Genomic DNA, 20,134 nt, shown 5'->3' on the forward strand with positions numbered 1-20,134 from the left:
TGGTCAAACGAACGACCGATGCGGGAGCGATGGCCGGCGATGACCTTCGTCATCAGAGTTGTGGATGCAGTTTTCGCAAGCCAGAGCGAGATTGATCATTGCCCCGAGGCACGCGTAAGCTGCATGCCTTTCGCCAGTCGCCGTGCTTTGTCCGCAAAGGGAGAAGAAATGATCACGAGGAAGAGCGTCCATTCGTTGAGCCAGTCGGAAATCGATGCACTGGTTCACGCCCTGATCGAACTCAAGGGGCGCGGCGAGTATGACAAGTACGTGCACTGGCACCACCAGGTCATGTACCCGACCGTTCTGCCCCAGGAACCTCGCGATGCGAACTATCGCAACGGTGCGCACCGAGGGCCGTCGTTCTTGCCCTGGCACCGGGATTTTCTGATGCAGTTGGAGCAAGACCTGCGGACCATTGACGCGAGCGTTTCGCTCCCGTATTGGGACTGGACACAAGACGCCAAGCTGCCCGACCCGAGCACATCGCCCCTCTGGGCGGACACGTTCATGGGAGGCAACGGCGAAGAGGGCGACCAGTGGCGCGTTCAGCGCGGACCCTTCGCCGAGAGTTCGGGCAAGTGGCCAGTGCCATCCTTGCCGGACGATGGCTTGCCCGGGACGGGGCTGAAGAGACAGTTCGGCCGGATGCTGCCGTCGCTACCGACGGAGGAGGATCTTGCGCTTGCAATGGCAGAGGTGTTCTACGACACACCGAACTACGAGCGCAGTCCCTTCACGATCGGCTTTCGCAACCGCATCGAAGGATGGGTCACGCAGCGAGGTGATGCCAGGGTCAAGACACCGGGCTCGCAGCTGCACAACCGGGTTCACCTCTGGATCGGCGGCAACATGGCACCCATGACATCGCCCAACGACCCGGTGTTCTTTCTCCATCACTGCTTCATCGACAAGGTGTGGGCAGATTGGCAAGCAGTGCAGATGGCGGAAAACCCAGACGCCGCACCGCACTATGCGCCGGAGCGAAGCGGTCCCACGGGGCACAATCTCGACGATCAACTCAAACCATCAACGCGCACGGTGAGGGATGTACTGAGCATTTCCGGTCTCGGCTACGAGTACGAGCCGGCCCACAATCAGGTCATGCTGGAGACCTTCGCCCGTTCCGCAATCCGCCGTCGCATTCGGACACCGTTCTGGGCTGATTGACGAAGCCTGCTCACCGAACACGCAGAGCGACAGACCCGTGGTCGATTCCGGCGTGATGGACATCCGCACCGAGCGGTTAGATGACCATTTCGATGAGCATCAGCGCAAGGAAGCCAAGGAAAAACATCGAGGTCAGCACCGGCGTCTCGTCCACTTCGTGCGCCTCGACCAGCAACTCTTCGGTGACCAAGTACAGAAGCGCCGCGACACCGAAGGACATCACCACATCGAGTGTCACCGGAGACACGTCGGCAAGAAAGTAGGAACCGGCTCCCGCTCCGATCAACAACAATGCCGCGAAGCCAGAGGTAACGCCAACGATGGTTGCCCGCCCAGCCTTAACCGTCGTCAGCGCCGCGGCCGCAGACACGCCCAGGAAGAGTACTTCGAGCGTCAGAGCGATCGTGAGCAAGACGCCCTGACGAGAACTGCCCGCGAAGCCGATGCCGATCAGCAGCCCGTCGAGCGCGATGTCGATGGCCATCGTCAGGAGCATGCTCAAGGGAATCGTCGGATCGTTGCTCTGTGCGCCAGATTCCAGCTTGCGGGTGAGTGCCTTGAGCAAGAGCATCGCCACCACGCCGAGCGCGAACCCCGCAGCGGTCACCAGTGGAAGCCGCCGATGCATGACATCCGGGAGCAACTCGGTGGCAAGTGCTGCGAAGAGAACGCCCGCCGCGATGTGTTGCGTCCCGCTGCGTATAGCGGCGCTGGGTGTCTTGAAGGCGGCGGCGATGCCGCCTACGACGACGGACATCGCAGGTATGAGCGCAAACAAGAGGACATTCGTCATGCCAATGGTCCAACGTTCGGGGCCTTGGGTTGTCAAAGGCTTCCCTGCAGGCGTGCCCAGAGGCAGTTCTGAGCGTGGTCGAGAGAATGTTCAGCTCACCGCCGCTTCCTTCACTTCGGGCTGGGATGGCTGCACGCCGCCGGGAAGTTTGAACGCGAGCAGGCGCAGCGCATTCAGGACCACCAGCAAAGTCGATCCCTCGTGGAATATCACGGCGGTGCCAATGTTCAACCCCAAGATGGTTGCCGGAATGAGCACGGCCACCACGCCCAGGCTGACCCACAGGTTCTGCTTGATGATGCCGCTGGTCTTGCGCGACAGCCCCACTGCGAAGGGCAACTGCGCGAGGTCATCGGCCATCAGGGCCACGTCGGCGGTTTCGAGCGCTACGTCCGAACCGGCGGCGCCCATGGCGATGCCCACCGTGGCGTTCGCCATGGCTGGCGCATCGTTGACGCCATCGCCCACCATCGCAACCTTGCCGACCTTGGCGCGCAACTCCTTGATGGCGGTCACCTTGTCTTCGGGCATCAGGTCGCCGCGCGCTTCGGTCAGTCCCACACTTTTGGCCACCGAGTCGGCCACCTTCTGGTTGTCGCCCGAGATCATGATGAGCTGCCGGATGCCAAGTCCCTGAAGTTGCTTCATCACCTGGGCCGCCACGGGGCGGGGTGTGTCCATCACGCCGAGCACGCCGAGGTATCGCTCGCCTTGCCGAACGACCATGGTTGTGCGCCCGTCAGCCACGAGCCGTTCGTTGGCGTCGGTCAACGCTTGAGGCATCCGCGTGCCCTCCACCTCGGCAAACAGCGCGGGCTTGCCGACATGCACGGTTTTGCCATCGACGGTCGCCTTGACGCCACGCCCCGTGATGCTTTCGAGGGCGTCTGCCTTGAGCGGTTGGTGTTGGTTCCCCAGCTTCTCCCGGGCGCCGGCCACCACCGCCGAAGCCAAGGGATGGTCGCTGTGCTCTTCGACCGCCAGTGCCACGCCAAGCAGTTCCGTCTCGCTCGCGCCCTCTGCGGCCACCACGTCCGTCAGCCGCGGCTTGCCTTCGGTGAGCGTGCCGGTCTTGTCGAAGGCGATGGACGTGAGCGAGCCGAGATTCTCAAGTGGACCACCGCCTTTGACGAGAACCCCGCTGCGCCCCGCTCGCGCCACGCCGCTCAGCACCGCGCTCGGCACCGAAATCGCCAGCGCGCAAGGGCTTGCCGCCACCAGCACTGCCATCGCACGGTAGAAGCTGTCGGCGAATGGTTCGTCGATCACCACCCAGGCGAACATCAGCACGCCAACCAGCGCGAGCACCGCCGGGACGAAGAAGCGCTCGAATTTCTCGGTGAAGTTCTGCGTCGGAGAACGCTGGGCCTCGGCCTCGGTGACGAGCTTCACAACCCGTGCCATCGTCGATTCCGTCGACTTGCGAGCGACAGTCACGTCCAACGCGCCCGCACCATTGATCGTTCCGGCGAACACCCGATGTGCCGCGGGTAGCTTGTCGAATGCAGCCAGCGCGGCCTTGGCGTCGTCCACCGGGCGCTTGTCCACCGGCACGCTCTCTCCGGTCACCGGTGCCTGGTTCACGCTGCTCTGGCCCCGCGTCACAAAACCATCCGCCGGCATTCGTTCGTTGGGCTTGACGACCACCACCTCACCTACCTGCAAAGTGGCGACATCCACCTCCTCGGTGCTGTCGCCACGACGCACGACCGCGCGGTCCGGGGCGAGCTTGGCCAAGGCCTCGATAGCACGCCGAGCCCGTCCCATCGCGTAGTGTTCGAGCGAATGGCCCAGGCTGAACAGGAACAGCAGCAATGCGCCTTCCGCCCATCGGCCGAGCGCGGCTGCACCAGCCGCCGCCACCAGCATCAGGGTGTCGATTTCGAAGCGCTTGGCCTTGAGGTTTTCAAGCGCTTCTCGAACGGTAAAGAAGCCACCGACGAGGTAGGCGCCGATGAAGCAGCCGACGGATGCCCAGGACGGCCCCCACTGTCTCCAGGCGATCAGCCAGCCGACCAGCAGGAAGGCACCGGCGATCAGTGCGAAGACAAGCTCCGACTTTTCACCGAATGGACCGCCGTGCTCGTGGTCGTGGCCTGCATGGCCGTGATCAGCGTGGTCGTCCCCCTCGGCATGCGCGTGCTCGTGGCCTTCGTGCTCTTCATGCTCGTCATGACTCGCCGCTGGTTGCTCGTGGCCTTCGCCGGGCCTGTGATCGTGGCCTGCATGCTCATCGCCTCCAGCTGGTACAGCTGAGTCTTTCGGCCGCGCCGCCGAAGCGCCGACGTTTGGCACCGGCACACCCATGCCGCGCAGCCGCGCCAGCAACGCGTGGTCTGACAACTTCTCCCGGTCGTACTCAATTCGGACAGCGCCGCTCGTTGCCGCTTCTGCCTCGACCACTCCCGGCAAAGCTTGCAGCCGCGCCGCCAAGGTCCTCGCCTCGCGCGCATGCAGTGTCCCGGCCGCACGGACCATCAGGTGGCCGAACCGGTCGGTCAGTGTTGTCCCCGCCGCGTGCGCAATTTCGCGCACGCGGCCGAGAGAGATCACGCCCGGGTCGTAGTGAACGCACAACTGCGCGGCTTTGCCATCCTTGGGTTCAACCACATGTGCCTGTTCGACGCCGGGCCGTCCATTGAGCGCGGCGAGCAACTTAACGACGCACCTGTCATGGACATCAGGCACCTCGGGGAGCAGCAGGGGTATGTCCAGGCGCAACTTCTGGGTGTTCGTGTGGGCCATGCGAGGTTCTCCGTTGATGCTGGTTGGTTGTTCATCAGGTCAGGGTTAAGTCAGCTGCCCCCCCCCGGACCGCGTTCAAGAAATGGGCACGGTGCGTGCCACCTCGGTGACGAAGACCCACCCGGCGTTGGGTTGGCCGGTGCGTGCGGACGTGCGGATGACCTCCACCAGCTCGTCCGCGTGTTCATCGGCGCAGGTCAGCTCCAACTTGTATTCGTTCACGACCTCGTCACCGAGCTCAACCGAGTAGTGGCGCTCACGCTCGTCCACCGGCAGCAACGAGCCCTTGACGACGTAGACGGTGAGGTTGTGGGTGTCCGTACCACCTCCACCCACCGCGCCGTCCCAGGCGGACGAGCCTTTTAGAGCAGCAATCACCGCGCCGATGCGGTTGGCGTGAACATAGGCTTTGATCTCTTTCATGCGGGTTCTCCTTGTGCTGCGGAAGAGGCGGCGAGGGCGGCTGCGCGTCGCTCGGCGCGGCCTTCCGCCCATTCGTACATGAGGGGTAGCAGGAGCAGCGTCAGCGCGGTGGAGGTGAAGAGGCCCCCCACGACGACGGTGGCCAACGGGCGCTGAGTTTCGGCACCGACGCCAGTGGACAGCAGCATCGGCACGAGCCCGAGGATGGCTACCGAGGCGGTCATCAACACCGGCCGCAGCCGCAAGCTCGCTCCCTGGCGCACGGCATCACGCACGGACAGGCCTTGCTGCCGCAGACCGTTGAGGAACGAGACGAGCACGATGCCGTTGAGCATGGCAACACCGAACACCGCGATGAAGCCGATCGCCGAGGGCACCGACACATACTGGCCAGTGATGAACAAGCCAAAGATGCCGCCGATGACGGCGAATGGCACGTTGGCAATGATCAGCGTAGCATGCCTCACCGAATTGAACGCGGTGTACAGCAGCAAGAAGATCAGGCCGATCGTCAAAGGCACGATCAGTGCGAGACGTGCCATCGCACGCTGCTGGTTCTCGAAGGCGCCGCCCCATTCGGTCCAGTACCCCGGCGGCAGCTTGACCTCCTGCTTCAGCTTGGCGTCCGCTTCCTTCACGAAGCTGTCCACATCGCGGCCTTTGACATCCATCTGCAGCACTGCGTAGCGCTGCAACGCCTCGCGGCGCACGAACGAGTAGCCTTCGTCCAGCTCGATCTTGGCCACCTGCGAGAACGGCACGAGGGCGCCTTCTCCGGTGCGAATCGGGATAGCCGCGATCGCGGCGGGCGACCCGCGGAACTCGTCTGACAGGCGCACTGCGATGTCGAAGCGCTTCGTGCCGTCGATCAGCGTCGACACCGAGCTGCCACCGATGCCGGACTGCACCACCTCCAGGATCTCGTCGGCGTTGATGCCGTAGCGCGACGCCGCGGCGCGGTCCACGCGGATCACGAGCTGCGGCTTGCCTTTGTTGGCCTCGGCCGAGAGGTCTGCCACACCCGACACCTTCTGCAGCACGCCCTTGATCTGGCCGGTGAGTCGATCGAGCGTTTCCAGGTCCTCCCCGTAAAGCTTGAGCGCCAAGGTCGCACGCACGCCGGAGATCAGCTCCTCCACGCGCATCTGGATGGGCTGCGTGGCACCGAAGACGGCCGTGGGGACGGTCTTCTCCAGCGCTTCCTGCATGTCGTGGCCGAGCGCGGTGTACGACATCTTCTGCGGCCAATCGCTTTGCGGCTTCAGGTCGAGCAACACCTCCATGTAGTTCACATCGGCCGTCTCGCCTTTCTCGGCGCGGCCGATGGTGGCAAGCACTGTCTTCACCTGAGGAAACTGCCGGCGCAATTCGGCGTCGACGACGTTGGACACCCGAATCGATTCGTCCAGCGACGTGGATGGAATGCCGGTGATGCGGAACATGATGCTGCCCTCCTGCAACTGCGGCATGAACTCCTTGCCGAGGAAGGGAAAAATCGCCAGCGAGACGAGCAGAAGTGCAACGGCACTCCCGACCACGAGCTTCTTGCGCTCAAGCGCCCAATCGAGCAGCGGCAGGTACAGGCGTTTGGCGCGTGCCACGAGGAAGGTGTCTCGCTCTTCCTTTGGCTTGAGGATGAGCGAGGCCAGCACCGGCACTAGGGTCAGTGACAGCAGCAGCGAGCCGGCCATGGCGAAGGTGATGGTCAGCGCCATCGGCTTGAAGAGCTTGCCCTCCAGCCCCTGCAACGAGAACAACGGCAAGAACACCACGATGATGATCAGAATCGCGAAGGCGATCGGGTTCACCACTTCGCGCGCTGCCTGCAGGATGAGCTGCGTCTTGTGAATCGGCCGTCCCGACTCGCGCGCATGCGACAGCAGACGAAAGGCGTTTTCCACCAGCACCACCGCGCCGTCGACCATCATCCCGGTCCCAATCGCGAGGCCAGCGAGCGACATCAGGTTGGCCGATAGGCCGAATTGCTGCATGAACACGAAGGCAATCAGCATCGCGAGCGGCAAGGTGACGATGACGACGATGGCCGAGCGGATCTCCCCGAGGAAGAGGAACAGGATGACCGCGACGAGGATCGAGCCCTCGACGAGCGAGCTTTCGGCGGTCTTGAGCGCCTTCTCGACCAGCTCGGTGCGATCGTAGATGGGGGTGAGCGTCACTCCCTTGGGCAGCGCGGCCTGTGCGGTCGCGAGCTTGGCCTTCACTCCATCGACAACGTTCTTGGCGTTCTCATTGACGCGCGACAGCGCCATGCCAAGCACGGTCTCCTGGCCGTTGCGTGTCACCGCGCCGAAGCGCATGGCCGGCGCCTCCTTCACCGCGGCCACATCGCGCACGTAGATCGGCGAGCCGTTGCGCTCGGCGACGACGATGCCGCCGATGTCCGCGACGTTGCCGACCAGGCCCAGCCCGCGCACCAGGTACTGCTCTGCGCCAATGTTGAGATACTGGCCACCGACCTGCTTGTTGTTGGCGGTCAGCCGCTCCATCACCTCTTTGAACGACAGCCCGTACTTGATGAGACGCTGAGGATCGACCTGCACCTGAAACTGCTTCTCATGACCACCCCAGGAGATCACGTCGTCCACACCAGGCGCGGTACGCACGATCATTCGCACGGTCCAGTCGTGCAAGGTGCGCAGGTCCATGGCCGACAACTTCTTGTCGGCCGAATCGATCGTGTACCAGAACACTTGGCCGAGGCCGGAGCTGTTTGGCCCGAGCGAGGGCTCGCCGTAACCCTTGGGCAGCCGCTCCTTGGCCTCTTGCAGCTTCTCGCCGACAAGGCGCCGCGCGAAGTAGATGTCCACGTCGTCCTTGAAGTAGACGCCGACGTAGGACAAGCCGAAGAGCGAGACAGATCGCACTTCCTCGACGCCGGGCAGCCCAGCCATGGCGCCTTCGATCGGCGTGGTCAGCAGTTTCTCGACATCCTCGGCCGCAAGTCCGGCGGACTCGGTGTAGATGTTGACCTGAATCGGCGTCACGTCCGGGAAGGCGTCGACCGGCACCTGGCGGAAGGCGCGAATGCCCAGGCCGACGATCACCGCGAAGGCGACGAGGACCAGGACCTTGTAGCGCAAGGAAGCATCAACGATGGCATTGAGCATGGTGCGTCCTTCTCAATGCTCGTCGCTGATTTGCGACTTGAGCAAGCGCGCCTTGAGGGCGTAGGCGCCTGCAGCGACGACCTGCTCGCCGGCATCGACGCCGGACTTGAGAACTGTGCGGCCACCGAGCTTGTCGCCAAGCTCCACCGGACGCGGCTCGAATCCGCCGCGCTCCTGCACGAACACCGTCGGCTGGCCTTGCAGCAGCACGATGGCGGCGTCAGGCACGCTGAGCACCTTGTCCTTTGATGTGCCGGTCTCGATGACGGCGGTGGCGAACATCTCGGGCTTGAGCCGGCGGTCTTTGTTGTCGACCTCGATGCGGGCGCCAATGGTCCGGGTGTCCTTGTTGAGGATGCCCGCGATGTAGGTCACCTTGCCGGCGAACCGCTCGCCGGGATAGGCGGCCACGCGCACGGTGGCATTGGCGCCGGGGCGCACCTTGGACAGCAGGTCCTCGCTCAGGTTCGCCTCGATCCACACACGCGACAGGTCGGCCACGGTGAAGAGCGCATCGCTCGGCGTGGCGAGTTCGCCTGTCGTGGCCTTCTTCTCGATCACGGTGCCGGCAAACGGTGCATGCACCTCGAAGCCGGCTGCCGCACGCCCGCTGCGCTGCGGCGATGCCCCGAGCAGGCGCAGCTTGTCTTCGGCCGCACGCAGCTCGGCACTGGACTTGTCCAGTTCGGCTTTCGCCCGCAAGAACTCGCGCTGCGGGATGATCTCCTCGGCTGCAAGCGCCTTGGCGCGGTCGAAGTCCGTTTGCGCCACGCGATGTGAGGCTTGGGACTGCAGGAAGGCCGACTGGGCTTCACCCAAGGCTACGCTGTCCAACGACGCCAGCGGCTGGCCGGCGCGCACGGTGTCGCCCAGATTGACGAGCACACGCGTGATGCGGCCCTCGACGCGGGACGCTACGCGGGCGATCTTGTCCTGATTGGCACGAATGGTGGCGGTGACGGTCACGACATCGGCTTGCGACTGAGGCTGCAGTGCCTGCAACTGGATGCCAGCGCGCTTGGCCTCCGCCTCGGACAGCTTGATGACGGTGCCCTCGTCGTGTTTGCCCTCTTCGTGCTTGCCGGCTTCGGCCTTCTGTTCGGCGCCGGGCTTGGGCTCCGGGGGCTTCTTCTCGCCGCCACCGCACGCTGTCAGGAGGATGGCAACGACGATCGCCGCTGCAAGTCGGGCGGGGATGCGGTCGGGGTTGTTCAAGTTGTTGTGCATGGATGTCTTTCTCAGAGCTGCGCAGGCCAGCCGGCGGCAGCTTCCAGCGCCGTGCGCGTGGTTTGGTAGTCGAGCAGCGCGTCGACCAGGTCGCGTCGGGCGTCCAAGGTCTGGCGAGTGGTGACGATCAGCTCCAGCAGGCCGATCTGCCCGGCCTGGCGCGACTTCACGGACAGTCGCTCGTTGTCGGCCAGGGCTGGCAGCACCGATCGCTGCAGGCGCTCGATGCGGTTCTGCAGGCTCTGCAACTTGGTCCACAAGGCGTGGACCTGTGCGGGGAGGTCACGCTCGGCGGCGCGCCGCTCGATCTGAGCCTGCGCGAGTTCGGTCGAGGCCTGGCCGATGCCCGCCGCGTTGTGCTTGAACAGGGGAAGTGGGACCGAAACAGTGAACGTCGTCAGCCGCTCCCGTGCGTCCCCAGGTCCCTCGCGCCCGACATTCATGCCGACCGTCACGTCGGGGTAGCGTGCAGCGCGTTCGAGTCGCAGCTTCGCCTGTGCGCTTTGCTCCCGTGCGTTGAGGGCCTGCAGGCGTGGCAGGGCGGGAACAGACTGCAGCAGCACTTCGAGCGAGTACCCGAGCGGACTCGGGGACAGGCTGCCTGAAGCTTCGATGGACTCGGACGGCGGCAATTGCAGCGCCGTGGCAAGCGCGGCACGAGCGTCAAGCAGTTGCTCTTGCACCGTCGCGAGCTGGTTGCGAGCGCGTTCCGCCTCCACCACCGCGACATTCGCGTCCAGTCGGGTGTCTTCGCCGGCGCCCCGGCGCTTTTCGACGGCGCGTGCGGAATCTTCAAAGAGGCGCATCGCCTGTGCCTCGATCTCCACGCGTTGCTGCAACGCCAGCACGCGGTAGAAGCGCTCGGACACTTCGGCTCGCTGCTGGCGCACCATGTCATCGATCTCCAGCCGCAGCGCTTGCAGGGCGGCATTCGCTGCCTCACGCCGATGGCCGGGTTGGCCAGCGATTTCTACCGCCTGAGAAACCCCGGCACTCCATTCATTGCGACGCTCGGTAGCGCTTGAGCTGGGCACAGACCGGCGGGTTCGCTCCGCGGACACCTGCGGGTTGTTGGCGAGCCAGGATGCGGCGTCAGTGGCCAAGCCTTCGGCGGCAACCAGCTGGGCTTGCTTGGCGTGCAGTGTGGTGCTCGCGCTGTGCGCCCGCGCCCAGGCCTGCTCAAGGGTCAACGCGCGGTTGGTTGTCGTCGTTGGATCGGCTGTGGGCGCGGACCCGACCGGCGACCGAGCCGGTGGGATGACTTGTGCGGGCGTCAGGCCCGGCAGCAGACAGAACGCGGCGGCCAGCGCCAGCGTGTGGTATCGCATCGAATCCTCCAGTCAGGAATGAACCAGGAACGGGATGGATCCGGCGAGTGCTCAGCGGTCGAAAACCTCGAAAGGGAGTTGGACGTGGGGCTCGCCGGATCAGACGGCGAGCAGCCAGTTGGGGCGTTCAGGCGCCTCGGCGATGGCCGAGGGCGGTGCCGCAGCGTCAGGGGCTGCGAACTCCGCGGGCGGGATCGATACGTCGACGACGGCGAACTCCGCGGGCAGGGCAGGGGCACCCAGGTGGCACACCGGACAGTCGAGGTCCGGCGCGGCAGTACCGCCCGCGTGCTTGGCATCGACCGATCCGGTCGCCGCCTTGTGCACGTGGACGTGGTGCCCGAAGTGCTTTACCGAGGCCGAGGTCTCGTGACCGCAGTACGCCGCCGCCGCGGTCCAGGCGAACTGGAACGGCAGGACAACCAGCAGAAGGACAACGAGCCATCGGCGCATGGGCGGCAGTATATGAGGCGAATGTGCCTGGTCCAGCATCAGGCTTGTTACCCCCGCAACGCTCTGGTTTCCCGGTGAGTGCCTCTCACATGGGTACTTGGCTTCGTTGCAGGAGAGCGCGCCGCTGCGGAAATGCCATCCAAAATTCCGCAGTCGACGCCGCTGCGCGCGTCACCGCATTGCTGACGCAGCGCCTTCAAGTGTTTCTCCAGCGTGCGCAGTTCCTTGATCCGAGCTGCGACATGGCCGATGTGAGCGTCCAGCAATTCATTCACCTCGCCGCAGCTGCGCTCGGGTGCGTCCTTGTAGTCGAGCAGCACCCGCACTTCGTCGAGCGTCATGTCCAGCGAACGACAGTGTCGGATGAACGCCAGGCGCTCGGCATGCCCCTTCTCGTAGACCCGAAAGTTGCCGCCGGTGCGCTGCGGCGCCGGCAGCAGGGCCTCTCGCTCGTAGAACCGGATGGTCTCGATCGCCGTCCCTGTCTCGCGCGACAACTCGCCGATCTTCATCGCCACCCCCACCACAGACCAGCCGAATTGGCTGATCAAGACTCTACACCGGCTACAGAGTTCGAATCACCTGCTCACTTCAGAGCCCACGTGACATCCTGGGGCTTGCGGCCAGCCAGGGTGATGGTCGCGGAAGCCTTGCCGCCTTTCGCAAAGGTGCCCTTGGCCTCCAATGCGTTGGCACCGGTGGGCGTGAGTGGCAAAGTCGTTTTCTTGTCGCCCTGGGTGATGGTGATTGTGCCGGTTGCGCCCTGGGTCGCCGCGGGCTTCTCGTCCTGGTAGACGAAGACGGTCACGACCGTGGGTTTGAGCACCAGTTCGTAGTCGCGGTTCTTCAGCATCGTGGTGATGCCTCCATTGCGCACTTCGCCTTGCTCTTCGGCGCTGGAGATGACCGGAAGGGCAAGAGCGGCTGCGGCAATGAGGGCCGCACTGTGGCGAGCAAGCTTGTTCATGGAGATCCTTTCATTCACGTTGAGGTGGATGCGGGCGCATCCGAGGAAACATTCGGGTGCTGAGCTTCGAGGGGCGACGCACTGCGCTTTTCGACACGCAGTTCCACCCATTCGTAGATCAGCGGCAGCAGCAAGAACGTCAGCGCCGTGGCGGTGAGCAGCCCGCCCACCACCACGACAGCCAACGGTCTCTGCGTCTCGGCGCCGACGCCGGTGGAGAGCAGCATGGGAATCAGGCCCAAGATAGCCACCGTCGCGGTCATCAACACTGGCCGCAGGCGCAACTCCGCTCCCCGGGTGACGGCCTCGCGCAGCGTGCAACCTTCTTCGCGCAGCTTGTTCATGAACGACACCAGCACGATGCCGTTGAGCATGGCGACGCCAAACACCGCAATGAATCCGATCGTGGATGGCACGGACACATACTGCCCGGTGAGCGCGAGACCGAACACGCCCCCAATCACGGCGAACGGGACGTTCGAGATGATCATCGCGGCGTGGCGCACGGTGCCGAAGGCGGTGTAGAGCAGGATGAAGATCAGGCCGATGGTCAAGGGAACGATGATGGCGAGCCGCGTCAGCGCCCGCCGCTGGTTCTCGAAAGCACCACCCCATTCGATCCAATACCCGGTCGGCATCTTCACTTGTTGCCGAATCCTCGCCTCCGCCTCCTGAACGAAGCTGTTCACGTCCCGACCTTTCACGTCGAGCTGGATCACGGCGTAGCGCTGCAACTGCTCGCGTCGCACAAACGAGTAGCCTTCCGCGGTCTCGATGCTGGCTACGCGTTCCAGCGGCACCAGAGCGCCGCTTTGGGTGCGGATCGGGATGTTGCTGATGGCTTCGATGCTGTTGCGAGACGCCTCATCCAGTCGCACCGCCACGTCGAAGCGCTTCACGCCATCGATGACCGTGCCGACAGTCTTTCCGCCGATGCCGGTCTGTACGACCTCAAGGACTTCATCAGTCGTGACGCCATAGCGTGCAGCCTCGTCGCGATTCACTTTGATGACGAGGTGAGGCTTGCCCTTGTTCGCCTCCAATGAAAGGTCAGAAGCACCCTTGATGCCCGACAGCACTCCCTTCATGTCGGCAGCGAGCGAATCGAGCGTCGCAAGGTCGTCCCCGTAGACCTTCAGCGCCAGTGTGGCCCGCACGCCCGAGATCAGTTCCTCCACGCGCATCTGGATCGGCTGGGTGGCACCAAACACCACGGTGGGGATGGCCTGCTCCAGCGCTTCCTGCATCTTGCGGGTCAGCTCGGGCATGGGCATCTTCTGGGGCCAGTCCTGCGGCGGCTTGGTCTCGACCAGGACTTCCATGTAGTTCGCATCCGTCGTGTCGCCGAGTTCCGAACGCCCGATCGTGGCCAGGGAGGAGTTCACCTGCGGAAACTGCTTCTTGAGGACGGCGTCCAGCCGCTGCGCGACGTGTATGGTTTCCTCCAGGGAAGTGGATGGAATGCCGGTCACCCGGAAGATCGTCGCCCCTTCCTGAAGCTGCGGCATGAACTCCTTGCCGAGGAAAGGAAACAGCGCGAGCGCCGCGACGAGCGCCGCCAGCGCGATGCCGAGGACGGTCTTCTTGCGCTCAAGCGCGCGCGCAAGCAACGGCAGGTACAGCCGCTTGGAGTGACGCACGACGAACGTGTCGCGCTCGACCGATGGGCGCAGGATCAAGGACGCGAACACCGGCACGATGGTCAGTGTCAACGCCAGCGATCCGAGCATCGCGAACGAGATCGTCAGCGCCATGGGTTTGAACAGCTTGCCTTCCAGGCCGGTGAGCGAGAACAGTGGCAGGAAGACGACGATGATGATCAGGATGGCGAAGAACACCGGGTTGGCGATTTCGGTGGCTGCGCGCAGGATCACCTGCGTGCGGTTCACGTCCTTGTCCGCATGCGACAGCAAGCGGAACGCGTTTTCTACCAGCACGACGGCGCCGTCGATCATGATCCCGATGCCGATCGACAGCCCGGCCAGCGACATCAGGTTCGCGGACAACCCGAAGCGTTCCATCATGATGAAGGCCATCAGCATCGCCAGCGGCAGCGTCACGGCGACGACCAGGGCGGACCTCAGTTCACCAAGGAACAGGAACAGCACGATGACGACGAGGACACTGCCTTCGACGAGCGAGCGCTCGGCCGTCGACATCGCGCGGTCGACGAGGTCCGTGCGGTCATACACCGGCTTGAGCACCGCGCCTGGCGGGAGCGCCTTCTTGGCGATTTCCAGTTTGGCCTTGACTGCAGCAACCACGTCCTTCGCGTTTTCGTTGATGCGCGCCAGTGCCTGGCCCAACACCACTTCGCGTCCGTCCTTGGTGACCGCACCAAAGCGCACGGCGGGTCCCTCCCGCACTTCCGCCACGTCGCGCACGTAGACCGGCACCCCGGCGCGCGAGACCACCATGATGTTGCCCAGGTCGGCGGCCGAACTCGCCATGCCGAGGCCTCGCACCAGGTACTGCTCGCGCCCGACGTTCACGTACTGGCCACCGACCTGCCGGTTGTTGGCCGACAGTGCTTCCATCACCGACTTGAACGTCAGTCCGTACTTGAGCAACCGGTCCGGACGAATCAGCACCTGGAACTGCTTTTCGTCGCCGCCCCAACTGGTCACGTCGTCGACGCCTGGCGCAGTCCTCAGCAACAGCCGCACGTTCCAATCCTGCAGGGCCCGCAGGTCCATCGCACTGAGCTTCTTGTCGGCCGCCTCGATCGTGTACCAGTAGACCTGCCCGAGGCCGGAGGTGTTGGGACCGAGTTCCGGCTTGCCATATCCCTCCGGAATGCGTTCTCGCGCCTCTGCCAACCGTTCTCCCGCAAGCCGGCGCGCAAAGTAGATGTCGACATCGTCCTTGAAATACACGCTGACGTAGGAGAGGCCAAACAACGAGATCGAGCGGATCTGCTGGACGCCCGGCAGCCCGGCCATCGCAGTCTCGACCGGGAAGGTGACCAGCTTCTCCACCTCCTCGGCGGCAATGCCGGGCGACTCGGTGTAGATGTTCACCTGCACGGGCGTCACGTCCGGGAAGGCGTCCACCGGCACGACGAGGAAGGCGTGGATGCCCCAGCCGACGATCGCGGCAAAGGCAACCAGGACCAGGACCTTGTAGCGCAGCGACGCGGCAATGATGGTGTTGAGCATGCGGCCGCCGTCAGTCCGAGTCGCCAATCTGCGATTTCAGCAGCTTGGACTTGACCGCAAAGGCGCCTTTGCGAACCACCCAATCGCCCGCCTTCAACCCATTGGCAATGACGACGTTGCCGCCTCGGCGGCCGGCAACCTGCACGTGGCGGGCCTCGTAGTCGCCGTCCTGATCGATGAACACAGTCGGTTCGCCGTTGAGCAGAATCACTGCGGCCTCCGGCAGCACAAAGGCTTCCGCCTTGCCGGCGCCTTCGATCCTGGCGCTGCCAAACATCTCGGGCTTGAGTCGGCCATCCGCGTTGGCCACGTTGATTCGCACGGGCACCGTGCGGGTGTCCTTGTCCAGCATGCTGCCGATCCGCATCACGCTTCCCTTGAACTCGGCGTCCGGATAGGCAGACACCGTCACAACGGCCGGCGCACCGACACGCACCCTGGCCAGATCCTTTTCAAAGAGGCTGGCTTCGACCCAGACGGTCGACAGGTCGGCGATCTCGAAGAGCGGCTTGTCGGGTTGCGCCAGTTCGCCGAGCACCGCCTTCTTGGCGACGACCACACCGGCGAATGGTGCCGTCAACGCGAAAACGGAGCCGACCTTGTCGCTGCCATGCGACGGGTCCGCCCCAAGCAACTTCAAGCGCTCCAGCGTAGCGCGCGTTTGTGCCTTCGCTTTCTCGTATTCGGTGCGTGCGCGCAAATAGTCCTTGTCCGCGATCACCTCGTCCTTGTGCAGCGATTCGGCTCGCTCGAACTCAGAGCGCGCGAGCGCTTGGTCGCTCTCGGCATGATGCCAAGCCGCTTGCGCTTCGCCCAGTTCAAGACTGTCGAGTGACGCCAGCACTTGGCCGGCTTTGACGTGATCGCCATCACTCACCAGGACGGCCACCACCCGCGCTGGAATGCGAGGCGAGAGGTGAGCCAAGCGATCCTGGTTCGCCGCGACCATCGCGTTGAGGACGAGCTGGTCCGCCAAGGTTTGAGGCTTCAGCTCCTGCGCTTCCACGCCGGCTTCGCGGACCTCGGCGTCCGAGAGCTTGACGTGCCCTTTTTCGAGCTTGGCCTCCTTTTCCTCCTTGCCGCCTTTCTCGTTCTTCTCGCCCTTCTTTTCGCTGGACTCGGACTTGCCGTCCTTCGCAGCAGCGGGACTGGCGCCGGATTGATCGGTGCGGCTGCACGCCACCACAAGGCACAGACTCAGCAGTGCGAGCAGGCCCGCGGACTTGGCGCCCAAGCGCACCACGCGGTCTGCCTGGATGGTCAAGCTGCGGCGATATCGGGCTCGTTGAGCGTTCATCATGGCGCGATCCCTCCAATGGGTTGCCCGATGGCTGCTTCGAGCGCGAGCCGGGTCAATTGATAGTCCAACTCTGCCTCCAGCAGATCGCGTCGTGCATCCAGGCTCTGTCGGTTCACCACCATGAGGTCCAGAACGCTGATCTGTCCGGCCTTCTGCGACTTTGCCGACAGCGCCTCGTTGTTCTGCAGCGCGGGGAGAACCGTTGTCCGCAACCGTTCCACGCGTGCGCTCAGGCTTTGAAGCTTGGTCCACAGGCTGTAGACCTGCGACCGCTGCTCATTCATCGCAGACTGGTGCTCGATGCGCGCCTGTTCAAGTTCGCTGCGCGCCTGCCCGATGCCTGCATCGTTGCGCTTGAACAAAGGCAGAGGGATGGAGACTGAGAACGTCGTCAGCCGCTCGCGCGCGTCCGGGGCACCTTCGCGTCCAACCTGGACCCCGACCGTCACGTCGGGATAGGTGCTTGCCTGCTCCAGTTTCAGTCTTGCGGCGGCCGCTTCCTCGCGGGTGGCCACGGCGCGCAGGCGCGGGGCGTTGGCGGCCGCACCTGACAGCTCGTCCTGGCTGACTCTCAAAGGGGCTCTTTCGGACGGCTCTTCAGCGACGATGATTGCTGGCGGGGGCAGTTGCAGCTTGGCAGCGAGATCGGCTTGCAGGTCAGCCAACTGCTCTCGGGTGACCGCCGCCTGGTTGCGCGCACGCTCCGCTTCGACTGCGGCTACGTTTGCATCGAGACGGGTGTCTTCGCCGGCGGCTTTTCGCTTCTGCACAGCGGACGAAGCCGTGTCCAGGAGTGCCACCGCCTGTTCATCGATGCGCAGACGACGTTGTTGGTAAACGAGCCGGTAGAACTGCACCGCTGTGTCGGTGAGCACGCGGCGCCGAACATCCGCGACTTCCGCTTGGCCTGCCTCCAGGACAGACTGCGCGGCACGGCGTCGATGACCTTGCTGACCGGCGATCTCCAGCGTCTGTGACAGCCCCGCGCCCCATTCGCGGCGTCGCTCCGTCGGCAATCCGCTCTGTGGCACCTGCCGGCGCGTCGTTTCCACGGAGGCCTGTGGGTTGTTGAACAACAAGGCAGACGCCTCAGCCCGTGCGCCTTCTGCGGCCAACAGTTCAGCGCGCTTGCGCCGAAGTGTCGGCTCGGCATCTTCGGCGAGGCGCAGCGCCTGCTGCAGCGTCAGGCGCCGGGGGTCCTGTGCCGGGGCGCTGAGTGGCGGCTGGGGTTGGGCCAGCGCCGCAACACCCGGCACCGCGATCGCAAGGGCCAGGATCATTCGCAGGTGCATGTCTCCTCGCTTGTTGTTCTGCGGCCCTTTGCGGCCAATCCTCGATTGAACAATATGAAGTGACTACAGAGTCAAGCCTCTTGTGCGGGGTGCGCAACAACCGGCTCGCTTGCGACGGCAACGCCGTGATGTTGGCCTGTGACCTTGGCAGCCGTGGGGCTGTTCGATCCGCCTTGACTCTGCACCCACTACAGGATTTCTAATGAGGCTAAACGAGAATCATTGTCAATGAAAGTCATACTTCGCATTCTTGCCGTCTGTCTCCTGTTGGGCAGCGTTATCGCGCAAGCCCAGACGCCCGACGCCTCAGTGCGCCAGCTGTGGCAGCTGATCGACTACGTCGGCGTGGACTACGGCGGCGCCGTCCAAAAGGGCAACGTCGTCAGCAGTTCCGAATACGCCGAAATGCAGGAGTTCGCGGAGCGAGCGATGCAGCAGGCGAAGGCTCTGCCCGAGGCCACCGGCAAGGCGGACTTGCTCGCAGCCACGCAGGCGCTGCATGAGGCCGTGGGCCGCAAGGCCGACGCGAAGAACGTTGGCGAACTGGCCAGGCAGGCTTCCTCGCGGCTGCTGGCGGCGTATCCGGTACCAGTCGCCCCGCAGAAGGTGCCCGAACTGCAACGCGGCCAGGCGCTTTACCAAACGCAGTGCGCCGGTTGCCACGGGTCGGCAGGACGAGGCGACGGGCCGCTGGCGGCTCAACTGGCCACCAAGCCGATCGCCTTCACCGATCGCGATCGCGCCGCCTCGCGCAGCCTGATGGCCTTGTACCAGGTGATCAGCCAGGGCGTGGCGGGGACCCCGATGCCAGCCTTTGGTTCCTTAGCCGACGAGGATCGTTGGGCACTTGCGTGGTACGCCGGCACCCTGTCGCACGACGACGCCATGCGGCAGCGCGGGGCAAAGCTGTGGCAGAAAGACGATCGGGCCAAGGCGGCCGTCGCCAATCTGAACGCGCTCACCACGCAGACCGAGGCAGGCCTCACATCAGCGTTGGGAGCCGATGGCGCGCGAGATCTGATGGCCTACCTGCGCAGCGATCCGGCGGCGCTGGCTTCGACCGCCGGTGGCGGTTTGTCGTTGGCACGGAATCGCCTGCAGGAAAGCCTGGCTGCGGCTCGCGCGGGGAAGTCCGCCGATGCGACCCGGCTCGGCCTGTCCGCCTACCTCGATGGTTTCGAGCCGGTTGAGCCGACACTGGCAGCACGCAACAAGCCGCTGATGACCCAGATCGAGTCCACGATGCTGTCTTACCGCGCTGCGCTGGCTGCCGGCAAGGTGAGCGACGCCGAAGCAATGGCCTCGCGGCTCGACGGACTTTTTGCCCAGGCCGAAACCGAGCTGCGCGCTGGTGCCTCGGACGCCGCAACCACGTTCGCCGGTGCGTTAACAATCCTGCTGCGCGAGGGCGTCGAAGCGCTGCTCATCGTGGTCGGCATGATCGCCTTCCTGCGCAAGGCCGATCGCACCGACCTGCTGCCACATGTGCACGCCGGCTGGGTGGCGGCGCTGGCTGCCGGCGGAGTGACGTGGGCCGTGGCGACCTACGTTGTCGGCATCAGCGGCGCCAGCCGCGAGGTGACCGAAGGCCTGTCCTCTTTGTTCGCGGCGGTGGTGCTGCTGGGTGTTGGTCTCTGGATGCACCAGAAGAGCAGCGCCGGCCGATGGCAGGCCTACCTGAAAGACAAGCTGTCCTCCGCAATGTCGCGGCGCTCGGCGTGGGCGCTGTTCGGACTCTCGTTCATCGCCGTGTATCGCGAGGTCTTCGAGACGGTGCTGTTCTATTCGGCGCTGGCGGTTGACGGCCACAGCGGCGCACTGCTTGGTGGCCTGGCCTGCGGTGTCGCGATCCTGGCGTTGATTGCCTGGCTGCTGCTGCGCACCAGCGCCCGCATGCCGATCGGCAAGTTCTTCTCGGCCAGCTCGCTGCTGGTGGCCGTCCTCGCCGTTGTGCTCGCCGGCAAGGGCGTGGCCGGCCTGCAGGAGGCGGGCTGGTTGTCAGCGAACCCGATCCCGTGGCCGCACGTGCAGGTACTGGGCATGTACCCGTCCGCTGAAACCGCCATCGCACAGATCGTCGTATTGCTGATCGCGGTCGGTGGCTTCAGTCTCAATGCCTTGCAATCCCGCCGCGCGGCCGCGGCTTGACC

At 64.5% G+C, this 20,134-nt stretch carries 14 protein-coding genes; 2 read left to right on the forward strand and 12 right to left on the reverse strand.

What is annotated here, in order from left to right; translation table 11 throughout:
* The first annotated feature begins 39 nt into the window (after window positions 1-39).
* The gene (locus DZC73_RS25800; RefSeq protein WP_198414979.1) at window positions 40-1,170 is read left to right on the forward strand and encodes a tyrosinase family protein; all 1,131 of its coding nucleotides are present in this window, start codon (window positions 40-42) and stop codon (window positions 1,168-1,170) included.
* A gap of 76 nt (window positions 1,171-1,246) precedes the next feature.
* Here DZC73_RS25800 and DZC73_RS25805 read toward each other — a convergent pair whose 3' ends face one another.
* The 12 genes from DZC73_RS25805 to DZC73_RS25860 form a co-directional block, all read right to left on the reverse strand.
* On the reverse strand, window positions 1,247-1,963 hold the full coding sequence (locus DZC73_RS25805; RefSeq protein ID WP_124543257.1) for a ZIP family metal transporter: 717 nt from the start codon (window positions 1,961-1,963) through the stop codon (window positions 1,247-1,249).
* A gap of 90 nt (window positions 1,964-2,053) precedes the next feature.
* Window positions 2,054-4,708: a heavy metal translocating P-type ATPase gene (locus tag DZC73_RS25810; protein WP_124543258.1), complete on the reverse strand. Its 2,655-nt coding sequence runs from the start codon at window positions 4,706-4,708 to the stop codon at window positions 2,054-2,056.
* 75 nt (window positions 4,709-4,783) lie between these two features.
* On the reverse strand, window positions 4,784-5,131 hold the full coding sequence (locus DZC73_RS25815) for a P-II family nitrogen regulator (protein ID WP_124543259.1): 348 nt from the start codon (window positions 5,129-5,131) through the stop codon (window positions 4,784-4,786).
* A complete protein-coding gene (locus DZC73_RS25820; RefSeq protein ID WP_124543260.1) occupies window positions 5,128-8,259 on the reverse strand; it encodes an efflux RND transporter permease subunit in 3,132 nt (1,043 codons plus the stop codon). The genes DZC73_RS25815 and DZC73_RS25820 overlap by 4 nt, the downstream gene beginning before the upstream one ends.
* A gap of 12 nt (window positions 8,260-8,271) precedes the next feature.
* Window positions 8,272-9,486 (reverse strand): efflux RND transporter periplasmic adaptor subunit, encoded by a 1,215-nt coding sequence (locus DZC73_RS25825; protein ID WP_124543261.1) that lies wholly within the window; start codon window positions 9,484-9,486, stop codon window positions 8,272-8,274.
* An 11-nt stretch (window positions 9,487-9,497) separates the two neighbouring features.
* Window positions 9,498-10,814: a TolC family protein gene (locus DZC73_RS25830; RefSeq protein ID WP_124543262.1), complete on the reverse strand. Its 1,317-nt coding sequence runs from the start codon at window positions 10,812-10,814 to the stop codon at window positions 9,498-9,500.
* A 99-nt stretch (window positions 10,815-10,913) separates the two neighbouring features.
* Window positions 10,914-11,267, reverse strand: a complete 354-nt coding sequence (czcI, locus tag DZC73_RS25835) for a cation efflux protein, CzcI family (RefSeq protein WP_124543263.1) — start codon at window positions 11,265-11,267, stop codon at window positions 10,914-10,916.
* Between the two features lie 47 nt (window positions 11,268-11,314).
* A complete protein-coding gene (gene cadR, locus DZC73_RS25840; RefSeq protein ID WP_124543395.1) occupies window positions 11,315-11,779 on the reverse strand; it encodes a Cd(II)/Pb(II)-responsive transcriptional regulator in 465 nt (154 codons plus the stop codon).
* A 74-nt stretch (window positions 11,780-11,853) separates the two neighbouring features.
* The gene (locus DZC73_RS25845; protein WP_124543264.1) at window positions 11,854-12,234 is read right to left on the reverse strand and encodes a hypothetical protein; all 381 of its coding nucleotides are present in this window, start codon (window positions 12,232-12,234) and stop codon (window positions 11,854-11,856) included.
* A 14-nt stretch (window positions 12,235-12,248) separates the two neighbouring features.
* Window positions 12,249-15,392: an efflux RND transporter permease subunit gene (locus DZC73_RS25850; RefSeq protein WP_124543265.1), complete on the reverse strand. Its 3,144-nt coding sequence runs from the start codon at window positions 15,390-15,392 to the stop codon at window positions 12,249-12,251.
* 10 nt (window positions 15,393-15,402) lie between these two features.
* Window positions 15,403-16,692, reverse strand: coding sequence for an efflux RND transporter periplasmic adaptor subunit (locus tag DZC73_RS25855; protein WP_124543266.1), 1,290 nt, complete (start codon window positions 16,690-16,692; stop codon window positions 15,403-15,405).
* The gene (locus DZC73_RS25860) at window positions 16,689-17,972 is read right to left on the reverse strand and encodes a TolC family protein (protein ID WP_198414980.1); all 1,284 of its coding nucleotides are present in this window, start codon (window positions 17,970-17,972) and stop codon (window positions 16,689-16,691) included. The genes DZC73_RS25855 and DZC73_RS25860 overlap by 4 nt, the downstream gene beginning before the upstream one ends.
* A 240-nt stretch (window positions 17,973-18,212) precedes the next feature.
* On the opposite strand from DZC73_RS25860, the gene DZC73_RS25865 reads away from it, so the two are divergent.
* Window positions 18,213-20,132 carry a cytochrome c/FTR1 family iron permease gene (locus DZC73_RS25865; RefSeq protein WP_124543268.1) on the forward strand — a complete coding sequence of 640 codons (1,920 nt, stop codon included), beginning with the start codon at window positions 18,213-18,215 and terminating at the stop codon, window positions 20,130-20,132.
* The last annotated feature ends 2 nt before the right edge of the window (window positions 20,133-20,134 follow it).

The organism is Rhizobacter terrae, assembly GCF_003852895.1.
Lineage (GTDB): Bacteria > Pseudomonadota > Gammaproteobacteria > Burkholderiales > Burkholderiaceae_C > Albitalea > Albitalea terrae.